Annotated in this window: 24 protein-coding genes; 16 read left to right on the forward strand and 8 right to left on the reverse strand. The window is 37.4% G+C overall.

The features are described 5' to 3' along the window. Nucleotides 1-289: 289 nt before the first annotated feature. From DRF61_RS01500 to aroB, 4 genes are all read right to left on the reverse strand, one after another. A complete protein-coding gene (locus tag DRF61_RS01500; protein ID WP_111953609.1) occupies nucleotides 290-982 on the reverse strand; it encodes a porin family protein in 693 nt (230 codons plus the stop codon). Nucleotides 983-986: 4 nt separating this feature from the next. After that, nucleotides 987-1,670 carry a porin family protein gene (locus DRF61_RS01505; RefSeq protein ID WP_111953328.1) on the reverse strand — a complete coding sequence of 228 codons (684 nt, stop codon included), beginning with the start codon at nucleotides 1,668-1,670 and terminating at the stop codon, nucleotides 987-989. 315 nt (nucleotides 1,671-1,985) lie between these two features. Continuing rightward, nucleotides 1,986-2,621: a porin family protein gene (locus tag DRF61_RS01510; protein WP_111953330.1), complete on the reverse strand. Its 636-nt coding sequence runs from the start codon at nucleotides 2,619-2,621 to the stop codon at nucleotides 1,986-1,988. Between the two features lie 279 nt (nucleotides 2,622-2,900). Beyond that, complete coding sequence (gene aroB, locus DRF61_RS01515) at nucleotides 2,901-3,947, reverse strand: 3-dehydroquinate synthase (protein WP_111953332.1); 1,047 nt, start codon at nucleotides 3,945-3,947, stop codon at nucleotides 2,901-2,903. Between the two features lie 101 nt (nucleotides 3,948-4,048). On the opposite strand from aroB, the gene DRF61_RS01520 reads away from it, so the two are divergent. Further along, nucleotides 4,049-5,233 carry a pseudouridine synthase gene (locus DRF61_RS01520; protein WP_228452530.1) on the forward strand — a complete coding sequence of 395 codons (1,185 nt, stop codon included), beginning with the start codon at nucleotides 4,049-4,051 and terminating at the stop codon, nucleotides 5,231-5,233. A gap of 197 nt (nucleotides 5,234-5,430) precedes the next feature. Here DRF61_RS01520 and pncA read toward each other — a convergent pair whose 3' ends face one another. Then, on the reverse strand, nucleotides 5,431-6,036 hold the full coding sequence (gene pncA / locus DRF61_RS01525) for a bifunctional nicotinamidase/pyrazinamidase (protein ID WP_111953334.1): 606 nt from the start codon (nucleotides 6,034-6,036) through the stop codon (nucleotides 5,431-5,433). A gap of 434 nt (nucleotides 6,037-6,470) precedes the next feature. On the opposite strand from pncA, the gene DRF61_RS01530 reads away from it, so the two are divergent. The 5 genes from DRF61_RS01530 to DRF61_RS01550 all read left to right on the forward strand — a co-directional run bounded on the left by DRF61_RS01530 (nucleotide 6,471) and on the right by DRF61_RS01550 (nucleotide 9,736). Then, nucleotides 6,471-7,613 (forward strand): DEAD/DEAH box helicase, encoded by a 1,143-nt coding sequence (locus DRF61_RS01530; protein WP_111953336.1) that lies wholly within the window; start codon nucleotides 6,471-6,473, stop codon nucleotides 7,611-7,613. Between the two features lie 164 nt (nucleotides 7,614-7,777). Beyond that, nucleotides 7,778-8,314: a YfiT family bacillithiol transferase gene (locus DRF61_RS01535; protein WP_111953338.1), complete on the forward strand. Its 537-nt coding sequence runs from the start codon at nucleotides 7,778-7,780 to the stop codon at nucleotides 8,312-8,314. Next, complete coding sequence (locus DRF61_RS01540; protein WP_228452528.1) at nucleotides 8,308-8,769, forward strand: DUF1569 domain-containing protein; 462 nt, start codon at nucleotides 8,308-8,310, stop codon at nucleotides 8,767-8,769. The genes DRF61_RS01535 and DRF61_RS01540 overlap by 7 nt, the downstream gene beginning before the upstream one ends. Then, nucleotides 8,766-9,143 (forward strand): bacillithiol system redox-active protein YtxJ, encoded by a 378-nt coding sequence (gene ytxJ, locus DRF61_RS01545; protein WP_111953340.1) that lies wholly within the window; start codon nucleotides 8,766-8,768, stop codon nucleotides 9,141-9,143. The genes DRF61_RS01540 and ytxJ overlap by 4 nt, the downstream gene beginning before the upstream one ends. Then, complete coding sequence (locus tag DRF61_RS01550; RefSeq protein WP_111953342.1) at nucleotides 9,143-9,736, forward strand: Crp/Fnr family transcriptional regulator; 594 nt, start codon at nucleotides 9,143-9,145, stop codon at nucleotides 9,734-9,736. Before ytxJ ends, DRF61_RS01550 begins: the two co-directional genes overlap by 1 nt. A gap of 1 nt (nucleotide 9,737) precedes the next feature. Here DRF61_RS01550 and DRF61_RS01555 read toward each other — a convergent pair whose 3' ends face one another. Next, nucleotides 9,738-11,150, reverse strand: a complete 1,413-nt coding sequence (locus DRF61_RS01555; protein ID WP_111953344.1) for an aminotransferase-like domain-containing protein — start codon at nucleotides 11,148-11,150, stop codon at nucleotides 9,738-9,740. Nucleotides 11,151-11,243: 93 nt separating this feature from the next. On the opposite strand from DRF61_RS01555, the gene DRF61_RS01560 reads away from it, so the two are divergent. The 9 genes from DRF61_RS01560 (at nucleotide 11,244) to DRF61_RS01600 (ending at nucleotide 18,620) form a co-directional block, all read left to right on the forward strand. Next, entirely contained in the window at nucleotides 11,244-12,128 is an 885-nt protein-coding gene (locus DRF61_RS01560; protein WP_111953346.1) for a DMT family transporter, read from the forward strand. A gap of 84 nt (nucleotides 12,129-12,212) precedes the next feature. Next, nucleotides 12,213-12,434: a hypothetical protein gene (locus DRF61_RS01565; protein ID WP_111953348.1), complete on the forward strand. Its 222-nt coding sequence runs from the start codon at nucleotides 12,213-12,215 to the stop codon at nucleotides 12,432-12,434. Between the two features lie 377 nt (nucleotides 12,435-12,811). Further along, complete coding sequence (locus DRF61_RS01570; protein ID WP_223559511.1) at nucleotides 12,812-13,426, forward strand: Crp/Fnr family transcriptional regulator; 615 nt, start codon at nucleotides 12,812-12,814, stop codon at nucleotides 13,424-13,426. Between the two features lie 285 nt (nucleotides 13,427-13,711). Further along, complete coding sequence (locus DRF61_RS01575) at nucleotides 13,712-14,014, forward strand: hypothetical protein (protein ID WP_146896905.1); 303 nt, start codon at nucleotides 13,712-13,714, stop codon at nucleotides 14,012-14,014. Between the two features lie 14 nt (nucleotides 14,015-14,028). After that, nucleotides 14,029-14,415: a hypothetical protein gene (locus tag DRF61_RS01580; protein WP_111953352.1), complete on the forward strand. Its 387-nt coding sequence runs from the start codon at nucleotides 14,029-14,031 to the stop codon at nucleotides 14,413-14,415. A gap of 59 nt (nucleotides 14,416-14,474) precedes the next feature. Next, a complete protein-coding gene (locus tag DRF61_RS01585) occupies nucleotides 14,475-16,607 on the forward strand; it encodes a catalase (protein WP_111953354.1) in 2,133 nt (710 codons plus the stop codon). 38 nt (nucleotides 16,608-16,645) lie between these two features. Beyond that, the gene (locus tag DRF61_RS01590) at nucleotides 16,646-17,146 is read left to right on the forward strand and encodes a CinA family protein (protein ID WP_111953356.1); all 501 of its coding nucleotides are present in this window, start codon (nucleotides 16,646-16,648) and stop codon (nucleotides 17,144-17,146) included. 6 nt (nucleotides 17,147-17,152) lie between these two features. After that, nucleotides 17,153-17,899 carry an SDR family oxidoreductase gene (locus tag DRF61_RS01595; protein ID WP_111953358.1) on the forward strand — a complete coding sequence of 249 codons (747 nt, stop codon included), beginning with the start codon at nucleotides 17,153-17,155 and terminating at the stop codon, nucleotides 17,897-17,899. Between the two features lie 64 nt (nucleotides 17,900-17,963). Beyond that, complete coding sequence (locus tag DRF61_RS01600; RefSeq protein WP_111953360.1) at nucleotides 17,964-18,620, forward strand: DUF6766 family protein; 657 nt, start codon at nucleotides 17,964-17,966, stop codon at nucleotides 18,618-18,620. Here DRF61_RS01600 and DRF61_RS01605 read toward each other — a convergent pair. Continuing rightward, nucleotides 18,617-19,423 carry an AraC family transcriptional regulator gene (locus DRF61_RS01605; protein WP_111953362.1) on the reverse strand — a complete coding sequence of 269 codons (807 nt, stop codon included), beginning with the start codon at nucleotides 19,421-19,423 and terminating at the stop codon, nucleotides 18,617-18,619. The genes DRF61_RS01600 and DRF61_RS01605 overlap by 4 nt on opposite strands. Nucleotides 19,424-19,492: 69 nt before the next feature. Here DRF61_RS01605 and DRF61_RS01610 point away from each other — a divergent pair, with 69 nt between their 5' ends. Further along, nucleotides 19,493-20,638 (forward strand): Atu1372/SO_1960 family protein, encoded by a 1,146-nt coding sequence (locus tag DRF61_RS01610; RefSeq protein ID WP_111953364.1) that lies wholly within the window; start codon nucleotides 19,493-19,495, stop codon nucleotides 20,636-20,638. 111 nt (nucleotides 20,639-20,749) lie between these two features. On the opposite strand, the gene DRF61_RS01615 is transcribed toward DRF61_RS01610, so the two are convergent. Beyond that, nucleotides 20,750-21,256 carry a pyridoxamine 5'-phosphate oxidase family protein gene (locus DRF61_RS01615; protein ID WP_111953366.1) on the reverse strand — a complete coding sequence of 169 codons (507 nt, stop codon included), beginning with the start codon at nucleotides 21,254-21,256 and terminating at the stop codon, nucleotides 20,750-20,752. Nucleotides 21,257-21,281 lie beyond the last annotated feature (25 nt).

Below are 21,281 nucleotides of genomic sequence, written 5' to 3' on the forward strand. Positions count from 1 at the left end.
TCAATCAGACTTGATTTATTTTGCAAAATGCTTGCCAAACTCCAAAAACCCTTATTTAAAGGGCTTTTATGAAGGTTTTTCACATTACCTTGTCTATGCTTTTAACTGTTTTTTAAGAAAAATTATATTATGAAAATTTGTTTTTGAAAGATGATTGTAAGTGAAATTGACTTTATGTTGATGATTTGACACAAAGTTAAAATTGAAAATATGAAATGTTGTTTCCCCTGATAGGATACAAAAATGCCGGACCAAAAAGATCCGACATTAACTTGAAAATAATATATCTCTATTTGAATTTATAAGCTAAACCAACCTGTAATGCGTTGTTTCTAACGGCATCGTATGAATTGTACTTGTAGATATCTGTAACTCCGGCCGTGAATCTGGCTGTAACTGCAAGATTTTGAGTGAAATAATAACCTGCTCCGATACCTATTCCAAAATTGAATTTATTGAATAAGTCCATAACAATTTTATCAGAATAACTCTGTGTACTGCTTGCTCCGTCCTGATTACTGGTTTGAGTGAGGTCACCTTTGGATCTCCCACCCAGAAGGAATCCGAATTCCGGACCTGCTTCTACATATAATTCAGGCAACAGATTGTACTGAAGCATTAATGGTACTGAAAGATAGCTTAAAGAAAGGGTTTCTTTATTGTTCATTCTGGCGTCAGGAATATCAAAGTTGATGGTGCTTTCTATTTTTGAGCCCAATCCGTTATATAATATTTCCGGCTGAACACTGAATTTGCCTGAAACCGGAATATTGACGAAAGCTCCTGCATTAAATCCAATCTTTGACTTTCGCTCATAATTTGACCAATAATAAATATCCTCATTTCCATCAGTGTGAGAAGAAATGTTCATTCCTCCTTTTACTCCAAAAGTAATGGGAGATTTAGATATAGTCTCTGTTTTTTCCTGTGCAAATACCAATGAGCCTGCCGTAACGGCTAATCCTAAAAATAACTTTCTCATATTATTATTTGAATTTATAAGCCACACCCACCTGGAATGCATTATTTCTAACAGTATCTGCACTGTTTTCTTTAAAGATATCTGTAATACCCGCAGTAAATCTGGCTGTTACCCCAAAATTCTGTGTAAAATAATATCCTGCTCCAATTCCGATCCCGAAATTGAATTTATTATATAAATCTTTAACAATTTTTTCTGAAAATGTTGTTGTCTGCGTAGTCGTAGTATTTCCGGAAGTTTTGGTAGTGGTAATATCACCTTTATCTTTTCCTCCTAACAGAAATCCGAATTCCGGACCTGCTTCTACATAAAGCTGAGGGAGGATATTGTACTGTACCATTACAGGCACGGCAAGATAGCTCAGTGTCTTTTTATAATCTACTTCTCTGGTGTATCTGTCAGAATTGGAGTAATACACTTCTCTTTCTTCAGTTTTTGAACCTAGCTGATTGAAAAGAAGCTCCGGCTGAATGCTGAATTTCTCTGCTACCGGAATATTGGCAAATACTCCGGCGTTAAAACCAGGCTTCAGTTTCTGGTCATTATCATACTGATCCACTTTGCTTAGTGTTGAAGCGTTGAATCCTGCTTTAACCCCAAAAGTAACAGGTGTAGAAGATTTTGTTTTTTCTTGAGCATTAACCGAAAGGCTTGCTGCAATTGCTAATCCTAAAATTAGTTTTTTCATGGTTATAAAGTTTTAACTTATTTCTCCGTACTTCAGCAAAATTCCCGCCAAAGAGAATAAAATGACAAAAATCATGTTAAACGCGAAAAAGTCAGGCTTAGATAAATAAACCTGACCTTTTCTATTGAAATCAATTTATATATGAAGAAACTTTGCTGTAGACATTTATAAAATATAAATGCTTTCAGCTTATCTACAAATGGCAAAATTCTTGCCAAAAAAGATGAAGATATTGTGTGCATAAAAAAACCGAATTAAATAAATTAATCCGGCTTTCTATTGAATATAAAATTTGTTTCTGAATGTTAAAGCTTACTATTTGAATTTATAAGCTAATCCTACTTGGAATACATTGTTTTTTACTGCATCAGATCCGTTAGGTCTGTCTTTAGCAACGTCTGTAAGACCAGCAACATATCTTGCTGTAAGTCCGAAGTTCGGAGTGAAGTAATACCCTGCACCGATACCAATACCAAAGTTGAAAGTTTTCAAATCATCTTTGTAGTTATCGGAAGTAGAAGAGTTTCCGTTATTTTCGTTTTTAATTTTGTTTTTTGCACTTACCAAGAATCCGAATTCCGGACCTGCTTCTACATAAAGATTAGGGATCAGGTTGTACTGGAACATTACCGGTACAGCGATATAATCTAATTTAGTTGAAGAAGAATACTTAGTCCCTAATAGAGTGTAATCTGCTTTTGCACCATATTGAGAATACAATACCTCCGGCTGAACACTGAATGATTCTGCTACTGGAATATTCGCAAATACACCTGCATTGAAACCGATTTTAGATTTTTGATCATCCAAACCTTCGTCTTTAGAAAGAGAAGATACGTTCATTCCACCTTTTACACCAAATGTTACCGGGTTAGAAGAAGATGATGGAGTCTGCTGAGCAAACGCTAATGAACTTGCAGTTACTGCCAATCCTAAAATTAACTTTTTCATAACTTTAATTTTTTTAATATTTTACTATTCTAATTTTAAATTTTACTACTGTCAAAAACTTACTACTGAGTTTGACGCAGATTATCTTTCAAATTGCTTGCCAAAAACAGATAACATGATAAAAGTCAGTAAAAAAAGCAGCCTAAATTACAAGCTGCTTTTATTTAAAATATTGATTATTAATAATTTACATTAAAAAACAAACGTTTGTTTAGAGATAATCTAAATTATTAATTCCATTAAAATAGTAAAGAAGAATGATTCTTTTGTATAAATAATTTAAGCATTATTCAATTTTCTGTAAAAATCCAGAGACTTCAAAATGTTTTCCTCACTGCATTGGTGGTCATAGGTACACGAACCGATTCCTGAAAGTAATGAAAAATTAATTTTGCGGTCTGTATTCTTTTTATCGTTCAGCAAAAGAGCAGTAATACTTTCATCCGTAAAATCACTGATGTCAAGATAAGGGTAGTACCTCTGAATGTTTTCCACAATATCCGCGGCATCCTGTTGGGTAATAAGATCTTCAAGATAAGCCAGATGGGCTTCACAGATCATTCCCATGGCAACAGCTTCACCGTGAAGAATAGGGTTTCCTTGGCTAAGGCAGAGACTTTCTACGGAATGCCCGATTGTATGTCCGAAATTTAAGGTCTTCCTAATGTTTCTTTCATGAAAATCTTTTTCCACGACGTCCTGTTTGATATCCATTGAAGTCTGGATATGGGGAACTACAGCTTCTACATCAAGTTTGTGGATCTGAATAAGACTGTCCCAATGCGCTTTGTCAGCAATAAGGCCATGCTTCAGCATTTCTGCAAAACCACTCCGCAATTCTTTAAACGGAAGTGTTTCCAGAAACTTAGGATAAATGAAAATCTGTTCCGGAAAGGCAAAAGTTCCTACCATATTTTTATAATGCATAAGGTCTATCCCTGTTTTTCCTCCGATAGAGGCATCACACATTGATAAAAGGGTAGTAGGAATATTAATGAACTGAACTCCTCTTTTATAGGTAGAGGCTACAAAACCACCCATATCCGTAATTACACCGCCACCAAGGTTAATGACAAGCGCTTTTCTGTCTGCCTGCATTTCGGTAAGAATCTCCCATAGCTGGTTGGCGGTCTGGATGTTTTTCATTTCTTCGCCAGCCTCAATCTCAAGAATTTCGAAGTTTAGGTCTGTTTCCATATTGCCTAATAGAACCGGAAGACAATATTCATGGGTATTTTCATCAACTAAAATAAAGATCTTACTGAAAGATTTTTCGTGAAGGAAAGTATTTAATTGAGAAAAATCATCGTTTAATATTGTTATCATTATTGGAGTTTCTTTAAAATTAAAATAAAACTATTCTGCAAAGTTATGATTCTTAATTTTTAACTCGTAACTAAATTACTATCTTTGCAGAAATTTTTAGAATGAGCAGAGATAACAATAATTCAGAAAGACCAAAAAGACCAAGAACTTCAACAAGAAACAATTCTGATGATTCTCGTGCTTCTAGATCTGGAAATTCTTCAGGATCAAAACCTTTTAAGAAGCCTTTTCCAAAAGCTGGTGAAAGAAATACTGACTATAAAGGAAGCAATTCGAAGTTTGAGCCGAAACCTTTTAAGAAAAGCGGAGATAACCCTACGAACAGAGATGAGGACTCCGGGGCAAAAACTGAGAGCAGAGCTTATATTACCAATTCAAGTGAAGGACGTGAGAGAAAAACTTTTGGTAAGTCAGCACCCAAAAAAGGCGGAAAAAGTTTTGATACCAGAGACAAGTATGAAAGAGGCAGCCTGAAATACGGAAGAAGACCATCCGCTGGAGATGACAAAAATGATGATAAGGCAAGATCTTTTGTACAGAAAAGAAGGTTAAACAAAATTGAGAAAGATGTTCATAAGGACACCATCCGTCTGAACAAGTATATTGCCAATTCCGGGATCTGCAGCAGAAGAGAGGCTGATGAACTGATTACGCAAGGACTTGTGGAAGTAAACGGACAGGTGGTAACTGAAATGGGATATCAGGTTCAGAAGACTGATAAAGTAGTTTTCGACGGCCAGGGTATTACCCCGGAAAAACCGGTATATGTGCTTCTAAACAAGCCAAAGGGATACATATCCACAACTAAGGACGACAAAGCCAGAAAAACAGTAATGGATCTGGTTGCTAATGCATCACCATACCGTTTGTTTCCTGTAGGAAGACTGGATCGTTCTACAACCGGAGTTATTCTTTTGACAAATGACGGGCACATGACGAAAAAGCTGACACATCCTTCTTTTGATGCCAAAAAGATCTACCACGTAACCCTGGATAAGAAACTGACCCATGAAGATATGAAACTGATTGTGGAAGGGATCCGCCTTGATGAAGGGGTAGCCGTTGTAGATCAGATTTCTTTTATTGAAGGAAAACCTAAAAATGAGATAGGAATCGAAATTCATATTGGCTGGAACCGTGTGATCAGAAGAATTTTCCAAAGACTTGGATATGAAGTGGAAGCTTTGGACAGAGTGATGTTTGCAGGTCTTACGAAAAAGAACATCAAACGTGGCCATTGGAGAATCCTTACAGATCTGGAAGTTAATAATCTTAAAATGCTTTAATAAGTTTGAGTTATAAATTATGACTGACGAATCTGCTGATTCTGCTGATTCTGCATCATAATTGAATATTCGGCTTAAATCATTTAAGGAAATTATACGTATTAAAAAGGCGCAGAAATTTTATTTCTGCGCCTTTTTCTTATCGGTATATTTATAATTGAAAATAGTTTATGGCTTTCAAAATTATAGTGTAAATCCTATCCGAGAACTGTAACTCCTTTTTGGATCATCTCATAAATAGCATCTCTGCCATTATCAGGCTTTACATTAACGGCTTTCGTTCCATTGAAATGAAGACATGTGATATATCCGTTTGCAAGCGCATCTGTACACGTAAATTTCACACAATAATCCATTGCAAGACCAACAATTTCAAGCAACTGAATTTCATGATACTTTAAAAAATCATCCAGCCCTGTTTTCATAAAGTGATTGTTGTCCTGAAATCCACTGTAGCTGTCAATTTCTGAATTTTTTCCTTTTTGGATAATGTGGGTTACTTTATCTCTGTTCAGATCTTTGTGGAATTCTGCCCCGAAAGTACCCTGGATACAATGATCCGGCCACATGAACTGTGGTACGCCGTTCAGGATAATGCTTTCGCCAACTTTTCTGTTGTTGTTGCTGGCAAAACTTTTATGATCGGCAGGATGCCAGTCCTGTGTAAGAACGATCTGGTCATATTCATTTTCTTCCATCAGAAGATTAATATAAGGGATGACCTCATTGGCTTCAGGAACTGCTAATGCGCCGCCTTCACAGAAATCATTCTGTACATCTACGATTATTAACGCTTTTTTCATATTTAGATTTCTCGAATTTTGGATAAAATTACTCAAAAAACTCTCCAAAACTGAATTATCGGACAAATCGGCAATATAATTTTAAAAAACAGATAGGAGCAAGGTCTGAGAAAACTAAAATTAACCTGAGTTCGGGATAAGGCATTCCTGTTTTTAACATGGTAAGGAAGCCTGAAGCTGGAAGAGGGAAGTTATTGAGGTCGTAAAAAATAACTATACCTCGGTTTTTTATTAATTTTTTTAAGAATAATAATTCAATTTTAACTATAGTCCAATAGTAACTTCAAGCACCCCTCTTCCTGCTTCCAGCACTTCAATCTTAATTTCTTCTCCCGAACTCAGGTTAAAATTATTAAACTTTTGCTTGTAGGAGATACAATTTCGGGCTATCTGTCAAATATCAATAGCTTATCTTTGCACCAAATAAGTATTTTATGTCATTTGAGTCGTTAGGATTATCACACAATATTATTCGTTCTGTCAACAAATTAGGTTATCTGAAGCCATTTCCGATTCAGGAGAAGGCTGTTCCTGTAATTCTGCAGGGAAAAGATCTGATGGGAATTGCACAGACGGGTTCCGGAAAAACGGCTTGTTTTGTGATGCCTATTTTAGAAAAATTACAGAATTCAGAAGTTAAAAAAGACCGTAATGTTCAGGTTTTAATATTGGTTCCTACACGCGAGCTCGCCATTCAGATTGATGAAGTTTTCAGGGCTTTTACCGAAAATCTGAAACGTGAGGTACGTACTATGGCTGTTTATGGTGGTGTTTCTATCAATCCGCAGATGAAAGGAATGTTTGGAGTGGAAGTTCTTATTGCAACGCCCGGCCGTTTATTGGATTTAATTGATCATAACGCATTAAGTATTTCAGGAATCCAGCATTTAGTGATTGATGAGGCAGATAAAATGTTTCAGCTAGGCTTTGGTGAAGAAATGGATAAGCTTTTCGCACTGATGCCTGTAGTGAAACAAACGACCCTGTTTTCAGCAACTTTAAATGATAAGGTTTCTGAAATGAAGGAACGCTTATCCATTAATCCTGTAATTATTGAAATTAAAAAAGAAGAAGTAGAAATTGATAATATCGAGCAGCTGGCCTATCATGTTTCTCCGGAAAATAAAGGTCCTTTTTTACGCTATCTAATTAAAGAGAAGAAGGTTGAAAAAGCGCTGATATTTGTTTCCTCTACAAGATCTGCAGATAATTTAGTGGAAAAGCTTAAAAAGAATAAAATTAAAGCCGTAGCCATTCACAGTCAGAAATCACAGGGTGCCCGTAGAAATAATTTAGAAGAATTTAAAGTAAATGGAGCTCAGATTTTAGTTGCTACAGACCTTATTGGCCGTGGTATCCATATCGAATCTTTACCTTGTGTAATCAATTATGAATTGCCGCGATCGCCTTTAGATTACATTCACAGGATTGGCAGAACGGGACGTGCAGGCGAAAAAGGAACTGCCATTAATATTCTGACGGATGACGAACTGCAGCATTTCAGGGTGATCCAAAAAAAGATGGGCAGGAAAGTGACTTTACAGAGAACGGAGGGAATTGATCTGCATGGTTATTAGCAGATGAATTTAATTATATAGCTTCAATTTAGAATTGAAGTTTTTTTATTTTCTCACTCAGTATAATTTTTTGAAATTTTATTTTTTATTGTCTTTCTGCTTTTCTTGTAGTAATTTTATCACAACAGAAAACTTGATTAAACATACCACCAAGAAAATTAAAAATGAACGATTTAGAGCAAAAGAAATTTCCCATCGGTCAGTTTCAGCAGTCTGAAAATATCTGTGACACGAAGCTGGATGAGCATATTAAAGTCATCAAGAATTTCCCGGCAAGACTGAAAGATCTGATTGAGAATTTCACGGATGAGCAATTAGATACCCCTTACAGAGAAGGAGGATGGATGGTCCGCCAGCTTATTAACCATATTGCAGACAGCCATATCAATAGTTTTATACGTTTTAAGCTGGCCCTTACAGAAGATAATCCTGTGATCAAACCTTATGATGAGGCCAAATGGGCAGAACTTCAGGATAGTGCCAATATGCCTGTAAAGCCTGCGATGAGAATGATTAAAGGAACGCATCAGAGATGGACGGTTCTGCTTAATACTCTTACCAATAAACAGTTCGAAAGAACTTTCCGACATCCTGAACAGAATAAAGATTATGACTTAAGACATTATCTTGCTTTCTATGTATGGCACTGTAATCATCATTTTGCCCACATTGAAAATCTGAAGAGAGAAAAAGGGTGGTAAAGAAAAGTCTGCATAATCCTGTTTATTTTGAAGAAATTGCCTACAGAATTTCTCTTCTTACTAAAAATACTCCACAAAGATGGGGGAAAATGAACGTTTCCCAAATGCTGAGACACTGTGATTTTGTTCTTCAGATAGCTCTGAGAAAAGTTGAACTTCCGGAACTTAATTTCTTTCTTGCTGCAATAGGAATAGTAACCAAAATAGAAATGCAGATCTTTAATAACGGAATTCCCCGAAACATGCCTACTTTTCAAAAACTAATCGTTAATTTTGAATGTGATTTTGATGAATCAAAAACCAATCTGCTGAATACACTGAAGGACTTCCGGACAACATCTGAAAATAAAGATCTTCCGGACTACCACAGATTATTCGGGAAAATGACTGAAAAAGACTGGGGATTTTTAGAATACAAACATCTTGATCATCATTTAAAACAATTTAATGTATGAGTTTTTTTGATAAAATATTCGGAGGAAAAGAAAACAACCCTGAGCATCAATCCTTCTGGAAAAAAATAGAATCTGAGGAAGACCTGGCCAAAGCCATTGAAGCATCCCATCACCATAAAATTGCTATTTTCAAACATTCAACACGCTGCTTCATCAGCAAAACAGTATTGAAAAACTTTGAAAAAGAAATAGATAGTTTGGATAATAAGCTGGATTTATATTTCTTAGATTTGCTGGAATACAGATCCATTTCCAATAAAATTTCCGAAGACTTTGGAATCAGGCATGAGAGTCCTCAGCTGATCGTAATTGAAGATGGAAAAGTCATTAACAGTGCATCGCATGAAGATATATCCGCAAGCCAGATTTCATAATGAAGAATATTAACACATATTTAGCCAAAGTATTAAATGTTCCTTTAGAAAAAGTGAACATGTGCAGTTTACACTATGAAGTGAAGAAAATACCTAAGAATCAGTTTCTTTTACAGTATGGTGAAATCTGCAGGCATATATTCTTTGTAGAAAAAGGGCTGTTGAAAATGTATTCCATTGACAAGAACGGAAAAGAGCACATTATACAGTTTGCCCCCGAGAGCTGGCTGATTTCTGACCGAAGCAGTCTTTACTTCAACGAAAAATCAATTTACTATATAGAAGCGGTGGAAGATACAGAGGTTCTGTTTCTGCACCCCGATTTTTTCAATAATCTCGTAGAGCAATTTCCTAACAGTATCGAAAGAAGTGATTTTCTTTTACAGAAGCACATCAGAAGCCTCCAGAACAGGATCAATTCTTTATTGGGCGAAACAGCAGAAGAAAGATACATGAAATTCATTAAAATGTACCCCGACCTTCTTTTGAGAGTTCCCCAATGGATGATCGCATCTTACCTTGGAATTACGCCTGAAAGCCTGAGCAGGGTAAGAAAAGAGCTGGCACGGAAAAATTTTGTTCCTGACAGATAAATCAGATCCTTTTTGCGAGCGTTCCAACCTGCTGAAGACATAGCCTGGTTTCTTCTGTCCACGGAAGACCAATACACAGACGCATGCAGTTTTCAAACTGATCCTGCAGGGTAAACATCCTGCCCGGAGCAATACTGATGTTCTGTTTAATAGCCAGATCATAGAGTTCAGTGGTACGGATATTTTTATCAAACTCCACCCACAGGGAAAGACCGCCTTGCGGGCGGCTTGTTTTTGTTCCTTCAGGGAAATATTCTGCGATAGTCTGCACATAATTCTGATAATTGTTCTGAAGTGCTTTACGCATTTGATGGAGGTGCTTTTCATACCTTCCGGACTTGAGGAAATTGGCTACCGCTTCATTAACAATAGAAATAGATGAAGTAGAATGGAGCAGCTTGAGCTTCATTATTTTATCCTTATATCTTCCGGGTGCAATCCATCCTACGCGATACCCCGGAGCCAGGGTTTTTGAAATTGAGCTGCAGTACAGCACATTTCCATCTCTGTCAAACGACTTACAGCATTTCGGACGGCTCGCTCCAAAATAAAGATCACCGTATACATCGTCTTCTATCAGAGGAATCCCGTTTTCAGAAAGAATTCTCACAATCTCTTTTTTATTTTCATCCGGCATACAGCTTCCCAGCGGTGAATTGAAATTGGGAATTAATAAGCACAGATCTATCTGTGGAATCACTTTTCTCAGGGCTTCTATTTCAATACCTGTTGTCGGGTGGGTAGGAAGTTCTAGTACATTTAAACCCAATCCGTGTGCCAGCTGTAAAATACCCGGATAGCAAGGGCTTTCAATGGCTATTGTATCGCCAGGTTTGCCTAAGGCCATCAGGCAGAAAGATAGTGCATTCATCCCACCGTTTGTGGTAACCAAATCGTTTTCGCTGAGATTTCCGCCCCATTGAAGTGAACGCACTGCAATCATTCTCCGCAACTTTAAATTTCCCTGAAGTTCCTCATATTCCGTTCCGCCATCTTTTAATTCACGGGTTGCATTAATGATCTCCTTCTTTAATTTGGCCTGTGGCAGAAGGTCTCCCGAAGGAATTCCGATAGAAAAAAATGTCAGCCCTTTTTTACCCATATTTTCGTAAACCTTGCTGATCAGTTCGTCCGGTTCGTCATTATTGGCAATCAGAGAAGGCCGGCTTACTTCGGGAAGAGGAAGCTTCACAGACATTAGTCTGCTTACAAAATAACCTGATTGAGGCTTGGACTCAATTAAAGACTGTGACTCAAGCTCAAGGAAAACACGTTTTGCCGTATTCATGCTTACCTGATGTTCCTGGCACATCATTCTTACTGAAGGTAACCTGTCTCCGGCCTTCAGGACGCCATTTCTGATCTGGGAAGCAATTCCCTCAGCAATTTCTGTATAGATAAATTCTTTGCTCATTTTTCACAACTGTACTCATGCAAATATACAAAACTGAGACTGTGTTTATTCATTTCAGTGCTTTAATTTTGAATTATCAAAAAAATATAGAAAATGATGACAGATAAAATTTCTAAAGATGAAAATATAAGCGGGTTGATTAACGGCTTTATAGGTGTGTTGTTATTCAGTGGATCTATGCCTGCTACCAAATTGGCCGTAATGGAAATGAGCCCGATTTTTGTTACCATAGCCCGTGCAGCTATTGCAGGAATTCTGGCGCTTTCCGTTCTGATGATTTATAAAGAACAACGGCCTGAAAAGAATCAGATATTTCCCCTTTTGCTGGTTTCTATCGGTTGTGTAGTTGGCTTTCCACTTCTTTCCGCATTGGCACTTCAATACCTTACTTCGGCACATTCCATTGTATTCTTAGGAATGCTTCCTTTGGCAACTGCTGTATTCGGAGTTTTTCGTGGAGGGGAAAGACCACATCCTATATTTTGGTTTTTTTCTGTTATCGGAAGCCTTTTGGTAATAGGATATGCTGTTTCGCAGGGAATATCCGCCTCACCTGTTGGCGACATCCTTATGCTTCTTGCGGTTATCCTTTGCGGTATGGGATATGCCGAGGGGGCAAAACTTTCAAAAACATTAGGAGGATGGCAGGTAATTTCCTGGGCTCTGGTATTAGCTTTGCCGGTGATGATTCCTCTATTTTTCATTTATTTTCCAGATCATATCGAGACCGTAAGTTTCCAGGGATGGTTTGGGATGGCTTATATTTCCCTTTTCAGTATGTTCATTGGATTTATATTCTGGTACAAAGGTCTGGCGCAGGGTGGTATTGCTACGGTAGGACAGTTACAGCTTTTGCAGCCTTTTTTCGGATTGGCACTCGCAGCTTATTTTCTTCATGAGCAGGTAAGCATAGGTATGGTGGGAGTAACCATTGGGGTTATTTTATGTGTTGCAGGAACCAAAAAGTTTGCGAAATAATCAAAATAAAGCATTATGATCCAAGTCATAAAAGGACATTTAGTAATGAATTATCTTTGGAACACATTACAAAATATATCTATTATGAAATTTACCATCGCATTAATGCTATTAGGCTTGACTGTATTGAGCTGCAAAAAGGAAACAAAAGTAGACACTTCTACCACAACAACAGACAGTGTAATTATTGATAGGGCACCAGCAGACACTGCTGTTGTTACTACTCCTGTGCCTTCCGATACTTTGCATACTGCAAATCCTGCAGCTACCAAAAAAACAGATACAGCTAAGGTTATCAAAAAATAATTTTTATCATTCATAGATTTTAAAGCCCGTTTTATTTAAAGCGGGTTTTAATGTCTTTTACAGCAACTGTCGGGATTACAGCTTATATTGAAAACTTATATTTATTAATATGATGATTTAATCTCTAAGAATTCAATAATATATTTTGTTTTTGCTAATTTATTTAACTTATTTTAACAGTTTACAAATTAATAAGGTTCAATATTTGTATTTGGTTTGATTGAATCTGATTTCATAAATTTTTTACTAAAACCATTAGGATAGCAGATAGAGAGCAGAAAATAAATTTTCAAATATTTTAATCTGAAAAATTTATTTTAAACGTGGTTTCAATAATAAATTTCACTATTTTTTATTGAAAATAAAATAAAAAAACTATGAAGACAATAAGCTGCATGAATATAGCCGAAGAAGTGCTATACTCATATGGAGGAGAAACCAAACAATACAAAAAAGGTGAGATTATATACAGAGAGGGAGACCATTCTCTTTATTACTTACAGATTACAGAAGGAAAAGTGAAGCTGAACAATTATGATGAAGAAGGAAAAGAATTCATACACAACATTCTCGGAAAAAATCAGAGCTTTGGGGATTCAATGCTCTTTTTGGATAAGTTTTATCCTATGAATGCCATTTGTATCAGTCCTTTGGAAATTATAAGAGTTCCGAAAGACCAGTTTCTCCAATTAATAAAGACAGACCCAAAGCTTTCTTTGGAAATGAATGCATGTCTTTCCCATAGGCTTTATTTTAAAGCAATCATGATGCAGAATATGGCCTCTCTGAATCCTACTTCAAGGCTTACTGGGCTTCTTAATTATCTTAAAAGCTATCATGATGACAGCTGTGGAAGCTGCTTTCATGTACAGCTTACAAGACAGCAGATCGCCAATCTGGTAGGTTTACGCGTAGAAACAGTGATCAGAGCTTTAAAAAAAATGGAAAAAGAGGGAAGCATTACCATAGAAAACAGGAAAATTATTTATTAATGCAGGGCTTAATATGACTGAGGTCATAAAAAAGTGAATTATTCAGGCGTACATTTGAAATATAAGTTTCAATACAATTCTTAACCAGGTAAGGGCAGTTTAAAGCTTCAGGCTTTTCAGATGATTAAAAATTCCGGTCATTGCTCTACAGCATGAAGCAGCAGATTGCCATATGCCATTCATATTGATTTTATAAAACTCAGTAACAATACTGAAAATAGCAGCAGTTCAGAGAAATTGATGTTGAAACTTCTCCCGAAAGTATATAACCACAATTACTCAAATATGGATTGTCATAAAATAGTAAAAACATTAAAGCATAAGGATTTCATTAAAGTTTCTAACAGAGGAAATTGGTTTGAAGATGGTGCAGCTATCTATGCCAAAGAAATAAAGAATAATATTTTTTTATTATTTGTGATCCTGAAAGACATAGAAATTGAGAATATACAGGCTCTGATTGCACATTTCGACTGTTTCGGCAGTATAGGGCTGAAAGAACCGGAGCAGATCATGTTCTATCTTTCAATCAAAGACAAGGAGGACCTTCATTATTTTGAGAAATATTTAAAAATTTCCGATAACTAATAACCGCTACGAATATGATATTTGAAAACGACACTTTAATACATTCCGGATTATATGATAAAAACAATATGATAGAGAATGAATCTCTTTTCCCAAGTGCTATCAATTCTTACGGAGTTACCGCTTTTCTGATCAAATCATTAGAAAAGATAAAAAATAATGCAAAATGTGACATTCTGAAAAATGTAATTGACACTTATATTAAAGAATATATTCTAAATATCAGCGAGTATCATGGTAAAACTACGTTACCTCCGGAAAACTTGAATACAGAAATAAATATTGAAAATTCACACTTTACGCTCTATGCCAAAACAGCATACTATAAAGTATTAAAAGAAGAAGAATACCTCAATAAACTGCTAAGCACTTTGGAAAAAGACAGGGCAGAAAAAGAATGATCCATAAAAGATTTTTAGTTTGATTTTAACCTTCACACCACATTAAAAGATAAATTGATATGAAAAAGGATACCCAAAACAACAAGAAGTTAGACCAGTTGGAAGCACACAGCACTTCTAATGAAAACGAAAAACTAACAACCAACCAGGGGCTGAAAATCAACAATAATCAGGATTCGTTAAAATCCGGAGACAGAGGTCCTACCTTGCTGGAAGACTTCATTCTTAGAGAAAAAATAACCCATTTCGATCACGAAAGAATCCCGGAAAGAATTGTTCATGCAAGAGGCTCCGGAGCACATGGTGTTTTTAAACTCAAAAAAAGTCTTAGCGCCTATACTAAAGCGAAATTTTTATCAGAAGTAGGGAAAGAAACTCCTGTTTTTGTAAGATTTTCAACTGTAGCCGGAAGTAAGGGAAGTACTGATCTCGCGAGAGATGTAAGAGGTTTTGCCATTAAATTTTATACAGAAGAAGGAAATTATGACCTTGTCGCGAATAATATGCCAGTCTTTTTTATTCAGGATGCAATTAAATTTCCTGACCTGGTTCATGCTGTAAAACCAGAACCGGATAATGAGATTCCGCAGGCTGCTTCTGCACATGATACATTTTGGGACTTTATTTCGCTGATGCCGGAAAGCATGCACATGATTATGTGGCTCATGAGCGACAGAGCCATCCCGAGAAGTTTGAGAATGATGGAAGGCTTTGGAGTTCATTCCTTCAAGTTTATTAATGACGAAGGAAAAGCTCATTTCGTTAAATTCCATTTTAAACCTAAACTGGGAGTACACTCTGTAGCCTGGGACGAAGCTCAGAGAATCTCCGGAGTAGATCCTGATTTCCATAAAAGAGATTTATGGGAAGCCATTGAAAACGGAGCTTATCCGGAATGGGATTTTGGTGTTCAGCTGATCCCGGAAGAGAACGAACATCAATTTGATTTCGACCTTCTGGATCCTACAAAACTGGTTCCCGAAGAAGAAGTTCCCGTAGAGATCGTCGGAACTTTAACCCTCAATAAAAATCCTGACAATTTCTTTGCAGAAACAGAGCAGGTAGCATTCCATCCAGGACATTTAGTTCCCGGAATAGATTTCAGTAATGATCCTTTGCTTCAGGGAAGGTTATTTTCATACACCGATACCCAGTTATCGAGATTAGGATCACCTAATTTTCATGAAATACCGATCAACAGATCTATCAATACAGTTCATAACAACCAGCGTGACGGGCATATGAGACAGCAGATTGCCAAAGGAAAAGTAAGTTATGAACCCAATTCCATCGGAGGCGGATGTCCTTTCCAGGCCATGATGTCAGAAGGCGGATTTACTTCCCATCAGGAAAGAGTTTCGGGTGAAAAGGTCAGAAGAAGAAGTCAGAGCTTTGTAGACCATTACTCACAGGCAAAATTATTCTATAACAGCCAGTCGGCTCCTGAACAGACCCATCTTCAGAACGCCCTTGTTTTTGAACTCTCGAAGGTAACAATACCCGAGATCAGGGAAAGAATGGTTGGTCAGCTGGCCTTTATCGACAATACCCTCGCTAAAAAAGTTGCAGAAAAATTAGGAGTTGCAGTCAAAAAATTAAAGCAGCCTAACCAAAGCATTCCTGCAGATGCTGATCCTGCTGAACTTCAAAGTAAAGAAAGAGAACCTAAAACCAAAGTATCTGAAGCATTGAGCATGAAAAATACCGTTAAGGATACTATTAAAAGCAGAAAAATAGGCTTTATTGCAGCCAATGGTGCAAATGGCTCTGTTCTTAATACTTTAAAAACAAAACTCGAAAAAGAAGGAGCCAAAGTAGAGCTTATAGCACCAAGCTTAGCACCTATCAAAACTACAGATGGATCATTAGTTCCGAAACATTCCCTTACAAGTATTGCCAGCGTATGTTTTGATGCTTTGTATATCAGCGCTGGAGAAAAATCAGCACAGGAGCTCATGGGGCCGGAAAACAAGCACCTTTCCCTGCGTTTCATTAATGAAGCTTATAAACACTGCAAGGCCATTTATTTCGGGGCGGGTACAGAAATCCTTTATGACAACAGCAATATTGCCATGAAACAGCATGAAGATCCTGCTATAGTTATTGGGAAAGATGACGGTTCCGATAAGCAGTTTATTAAAGCCGTTGCTGCACACAGAGTTTGGGAACTAGAGCAGGAAAGAAACAGATAGATCATCACACACCTTCACACCACTAAATATTTAAAATTATGGAATTTCAAAAAAGTCTTTTAGAATATATAAGCCAGTCCCTCATGACTGCGGATGAAACAATTTCAATTGCAGAAAGCGTTACATCAGGATGTCTTCAGCTGGCTTTTTCACAGATGCCGAATGCCTCCCTGTTTTATAAAGGAGGCATGACAGCCTATACGCTCCCTCAGAAAGTAAAACTGCTGAATGTAGACAGGCAGGAAGCTGAAGAATGCGACTGTGTATCAGAAAATATTGCACGAACTATGGCTCTTAATGTAGCCAAAATATTTGAATCCGACTGGTCAATTGCAACCACAGGATACTGTACGCCCATCAGAAACTCATCCTATAAGATATTTGCTTACTTTGCTTTTTCTTATAAAGGGGAGATCATTCTTACCAAAAAGCTGGAGCTGCATCCTAAAACCCAGGCTCTGAATGCACAGTTATATTATACAGAATTTATTTTAGGATGCTTTAAAAGTGAAATTAACCAACTTCTAATTTTAAAGTAATTTCAGATGGGGGAATTAAAAGATAAATCCGTTCTTATTACAGGTGCAGATAGTGGAATAGGCAAGGCAACAGCGTTACTTTTTGCTAAGGAAGGGGCCAATATTGCCATCATTTATTATAAAGACGATAACGATGCCCAAAAAACAAAAGAACAGATTGAACAGCTGGGCAGAAAATGCATCATTTTTAGTGGGGATATCAATGATTACGATTTTTGTGAAGATACCACAAAGAAAGTAGTTTCCGCATTTGGAGGCATTGATATCCTCATCAATAATGCAGGCGTACAATTTCCGGCAGAAAACATAGAAGATCTTGAAGAAAAAAATATCAGGAAAACTTTTGATTCCAATATTATAGGAATGATCCTGCTGACAAAAGTTGTTTTTCCTTACCTGAAAGAGGGTAGCAGTGTCATTAATACGACTTCTGCAGCGGCTTATCAGGGGCATCCCGAGCTTCTGGACTATGCCGCAACCAAAGGTGCTATTGTATCTTTTACACGTTCTCTGGCACTTCAGGCCAAACCAAACGGAATCCGCATTAATGCAGTTGCACCAGGCCCGGTTGCAACACCACTTACTCAAAAAACCTTTGGAGAGGAAAAAGAAGACCCTAACAAACCTCCTTTCGAAAGAAATGCTACTCCGGAAGAAGTTGCAGCCAGCTTTTTATTCCTTGCAGGTAATGGTGCCGCCCAGATCACGGGACAGGTTATTCACCCGAACGGTGGTCTGATTGTTAACGGATAAAATTCTGCAGCAATATCCAGCTTTGGGATTATAATTTTGATCTTAAATCTTTAACCTGCTGATTATGTCTAAAAAAAGTTTCTTTTACCGTAACAGTTTAAGTATTGTTTTGCTTTCATTAATGCTTTTGAGCCTTGTAGGACAGTTTTTCATGGGCTGGAAAACACTGAATAAGGACCTTGCAGAAGAAGGCAGCTCAATGCTCAGCCTGGGAGCCTATGTCCGGAGCGGACATTTTATACAGGCTACCTTCGAAAACTGGGAAAGTGAATTTCTTCAGATGATGCTGTATGTTGTACTTACGGTCTCGCTAAGGCAGAAAGGTTCCAGTGAATCGAAATCCCTGGAAGAAAAAGAAGATGTAGACAGGGAACCAAAAGTCCATGCCAATGCTCCGTGGCCGGTAAAAAAAGGCGGACTATGGCTGAGTATTTATAAGCATTCCTTATCCTTAGCTTTTGCTATTTTATTTATTCTCAGCTTCGCAATGCATTTCTATGGAAGTATGAAGGAATTCAATGAAGAACAGGTCATAAAAAAAGAACCCACCGTTACTGCAGTACAGTATATATCAGGGTCCAGGTTCTGGTTTGAGTCTTTTCAGAACTGGCAGAGTGAATTTCTGGCTGTTGCCTCTTTAGTCATTCTTTCTATATGGCTCCGTGAAAAAGGATCACCGGAATCCAAACCGGTAGATATGGCTCATGATGAAACTCCTTAACTTAGTTTTTTTACTTTGGGTTTAGCTTTCATGATAGAATAATAAGAAGATGTAAAGGCAGACAGGCTTTGGTAACCCACTTTATAAGCAATCTGGCTTAAAGTATACTGCCCCGTATCAATCAGTTCTATGCTTTTTAATATTCTGACGAGCTGCAGGTATTTCTGAAGGGTAATTCCTGTTTCATTCTTAAAAATCCTCTGTAAACTCCTTACGGACATCTGTGCTTTTTCTGCCAGTTCATCAGTGTTCAGGCTGTATTTAAAATTTGAATTAATAGAGGTACAGACCGGAATAAGACGGACATCCGACGGAACCGGGATCTCAAGATAGCTGTTTTCTCTGCAGAAATTGGGAAGACTTTTTAGAATGGCTTTAAAAAACAAATCCTGTTCCTCATCTTCTTCAATCAGCTGATTCCATTTTGAGGCATATAAAAGCATTTCCTTCAAAACAGCAGGAACAGCAAAGACGCAAACATTTTGATAGAAATCATCATCAAAAACCGTTTTAAACAGAAAAACCATTAAATTGACCGTTTTTGCTTCTGAAGTTATTCTGTGTGCTTTTCCTGAAGGAATCCAGATCACATGATGCTGAGGCACAAGATAGATCTTCTGGTCTATGTGGAAATACTGATATCCTTCTTCCACAAACGTAAGCTGGGAGCGCTGGTGAGCATGCTCATGATCATCATGTTTCCAGCCTTTTTCACACCAGACATAAGCTTCTTTTTCAATGGTGTCTACAAATCGGCTGTCGGTCTGTTCTGTTAAACCGCATTTTACGATGTCGTTCTGCATAGAATTTTTGGCAAATTTAATAAAAACGACAATACTAATTTTGTATTGTAATTATTATTCCATCAAAAAATGAAAAAACTAAGTACGGTTTTTGTATTAATTCTATTATTAAAAATCACCACAGTCATGGCACAAGACAGTAAAGCTAAAGTATTGGTTCTTATTCACTCGGACAACGGTGGAACCTATGAACTGGCCAAAGAAATAGCATCCGGTATTGAAAGCAGTAAAAATGCATTTGCAGTTATCAAGCAGGTTAAAGAATCTTCCAATCCTAAACTGAAGAACATTCCTGTAGCGTCAGTAGATGAACTGCCTTCCTATGATGGAATTGCTTTCGGATCCCCGGTTTATTTTGGGAATATCAGTACCGGAATGAGTGAGTTTTTATCCAAAACTGTTCAATTATGGACCAGTCATGCACTGGAAGGGATGCCTGCAACGGTTTTTATGTCTGCCGGAAGCGGGGCAGGAAAAGAACTTGCGCTTCAGGCTTTCTGGAATAGTCTTGCTGTTCACGGAATGGTTCTGGTTTCCAACGGAATCAGAGGAACAGATAATATCAACAAAGCTATTCCACAGGGAAATACCGTGTTAGGTGTAACAAGCATAGCATCACTGAAAGATGTTGAAAGACCTACAAAAGATGAGCGTGGACTGGCAGAGCTGCAGGGAAGGAATTTTGCCAAAACAGCTTTAGCCCTTAAAGGAACATTCTCTAAAAAACTGGCAGCAGTAACAATTCCAGAAAAATCCCAGGATATCAATGATGTTTTGAAGCAGAAAAATATCATTCTTCCTCAGGTTCCGCAGCCTGCCGGTAATTACAAGCCGTTTGTACGCGCTGGCAATCTTGTATTCATCAATCAGGTTGCTTTGAAAGAAGGTAAAATCTTAAATCCCGGCAAATTGGGCGTTGACGTTACCGAACAGCAGGTAAAAGAAGCTGCAAAAGCTACCATGCTCAATGTTATAGCTGTTTTGAAAGAAGCAGTAGGCAGCGATCTCAATAAGGTGAAACAATGTGTACAGCTGACAGGAATTTTCAATACAAAAGATGATTATACAAAACATGCAGACCTGATGAATGTAGCTTCGGATCTTACCGTAGAAATTTTTGGAGAAAAAGGAAAACATGCCAGAGCCACTTTGGGAGCTTCCTCTATTCCCGTGAATTCTTCTGTGGAGATACAAGCTGTTTTTGAGGTAGAATAAATTGCTTTTATCATTAAAAAACTACTGGCAGCCGGAATTTTGGGCTGCCAGAGTTTTTAGCACTGGATATTAGTACAGTAAAATACTGAAACCAAGGCCGTTTTTGTTCTTTTAAATAACGGCATTGCCTTCTACACCGTCGGAATTATTTGTTTTAATTCCGGTAATAGCAGCGGTTACAAAACTGAACAGACTGACAAGTTTCCCGGCTTTTGTATCCCAATAATAAGTTTCTTTAGGCTCTACGCGGATAATGGTAACGTCCGGATCATCTTTTCCGTCAAACCAGGCTTTAGCCATAGGTGACCATTTTTCTTCAATCGTAGCTTTGTCTTTATAAACGGATGCTTCACCATACACAGAAAGGTATTGGGAATCGCTGTTGTTCATAAAGAACAGCTGCACCCTTCGGTCTTCCTTTATTTCAAAGTTTTTATTGCTTGAAGCACTGCTGATAAACCATAAATTTCCGCTATCATCTGTTTCCTGAAGGGTCATGGGACGGGAATTCACCGGTATGGTTTCAAGTTCGGTACAGAACATGCATGTTCTTGCGTTTTCCGACAGTTCTTTGATCTTTTTAATAGCTTCCAGGTGGGTTAAATTCTGTGTTGACATAATATTATAATTTTAGTGATTGGTA

This window comes from Chryseobacterium lathyri (assembly GCF_003290185.1).
GTDB lineage: Bacteria > Bacteroidota > Bacteroidia > Flavobacteriales > Weeksellaceae > Chryseobacterium > Chryseobacterium lathyri.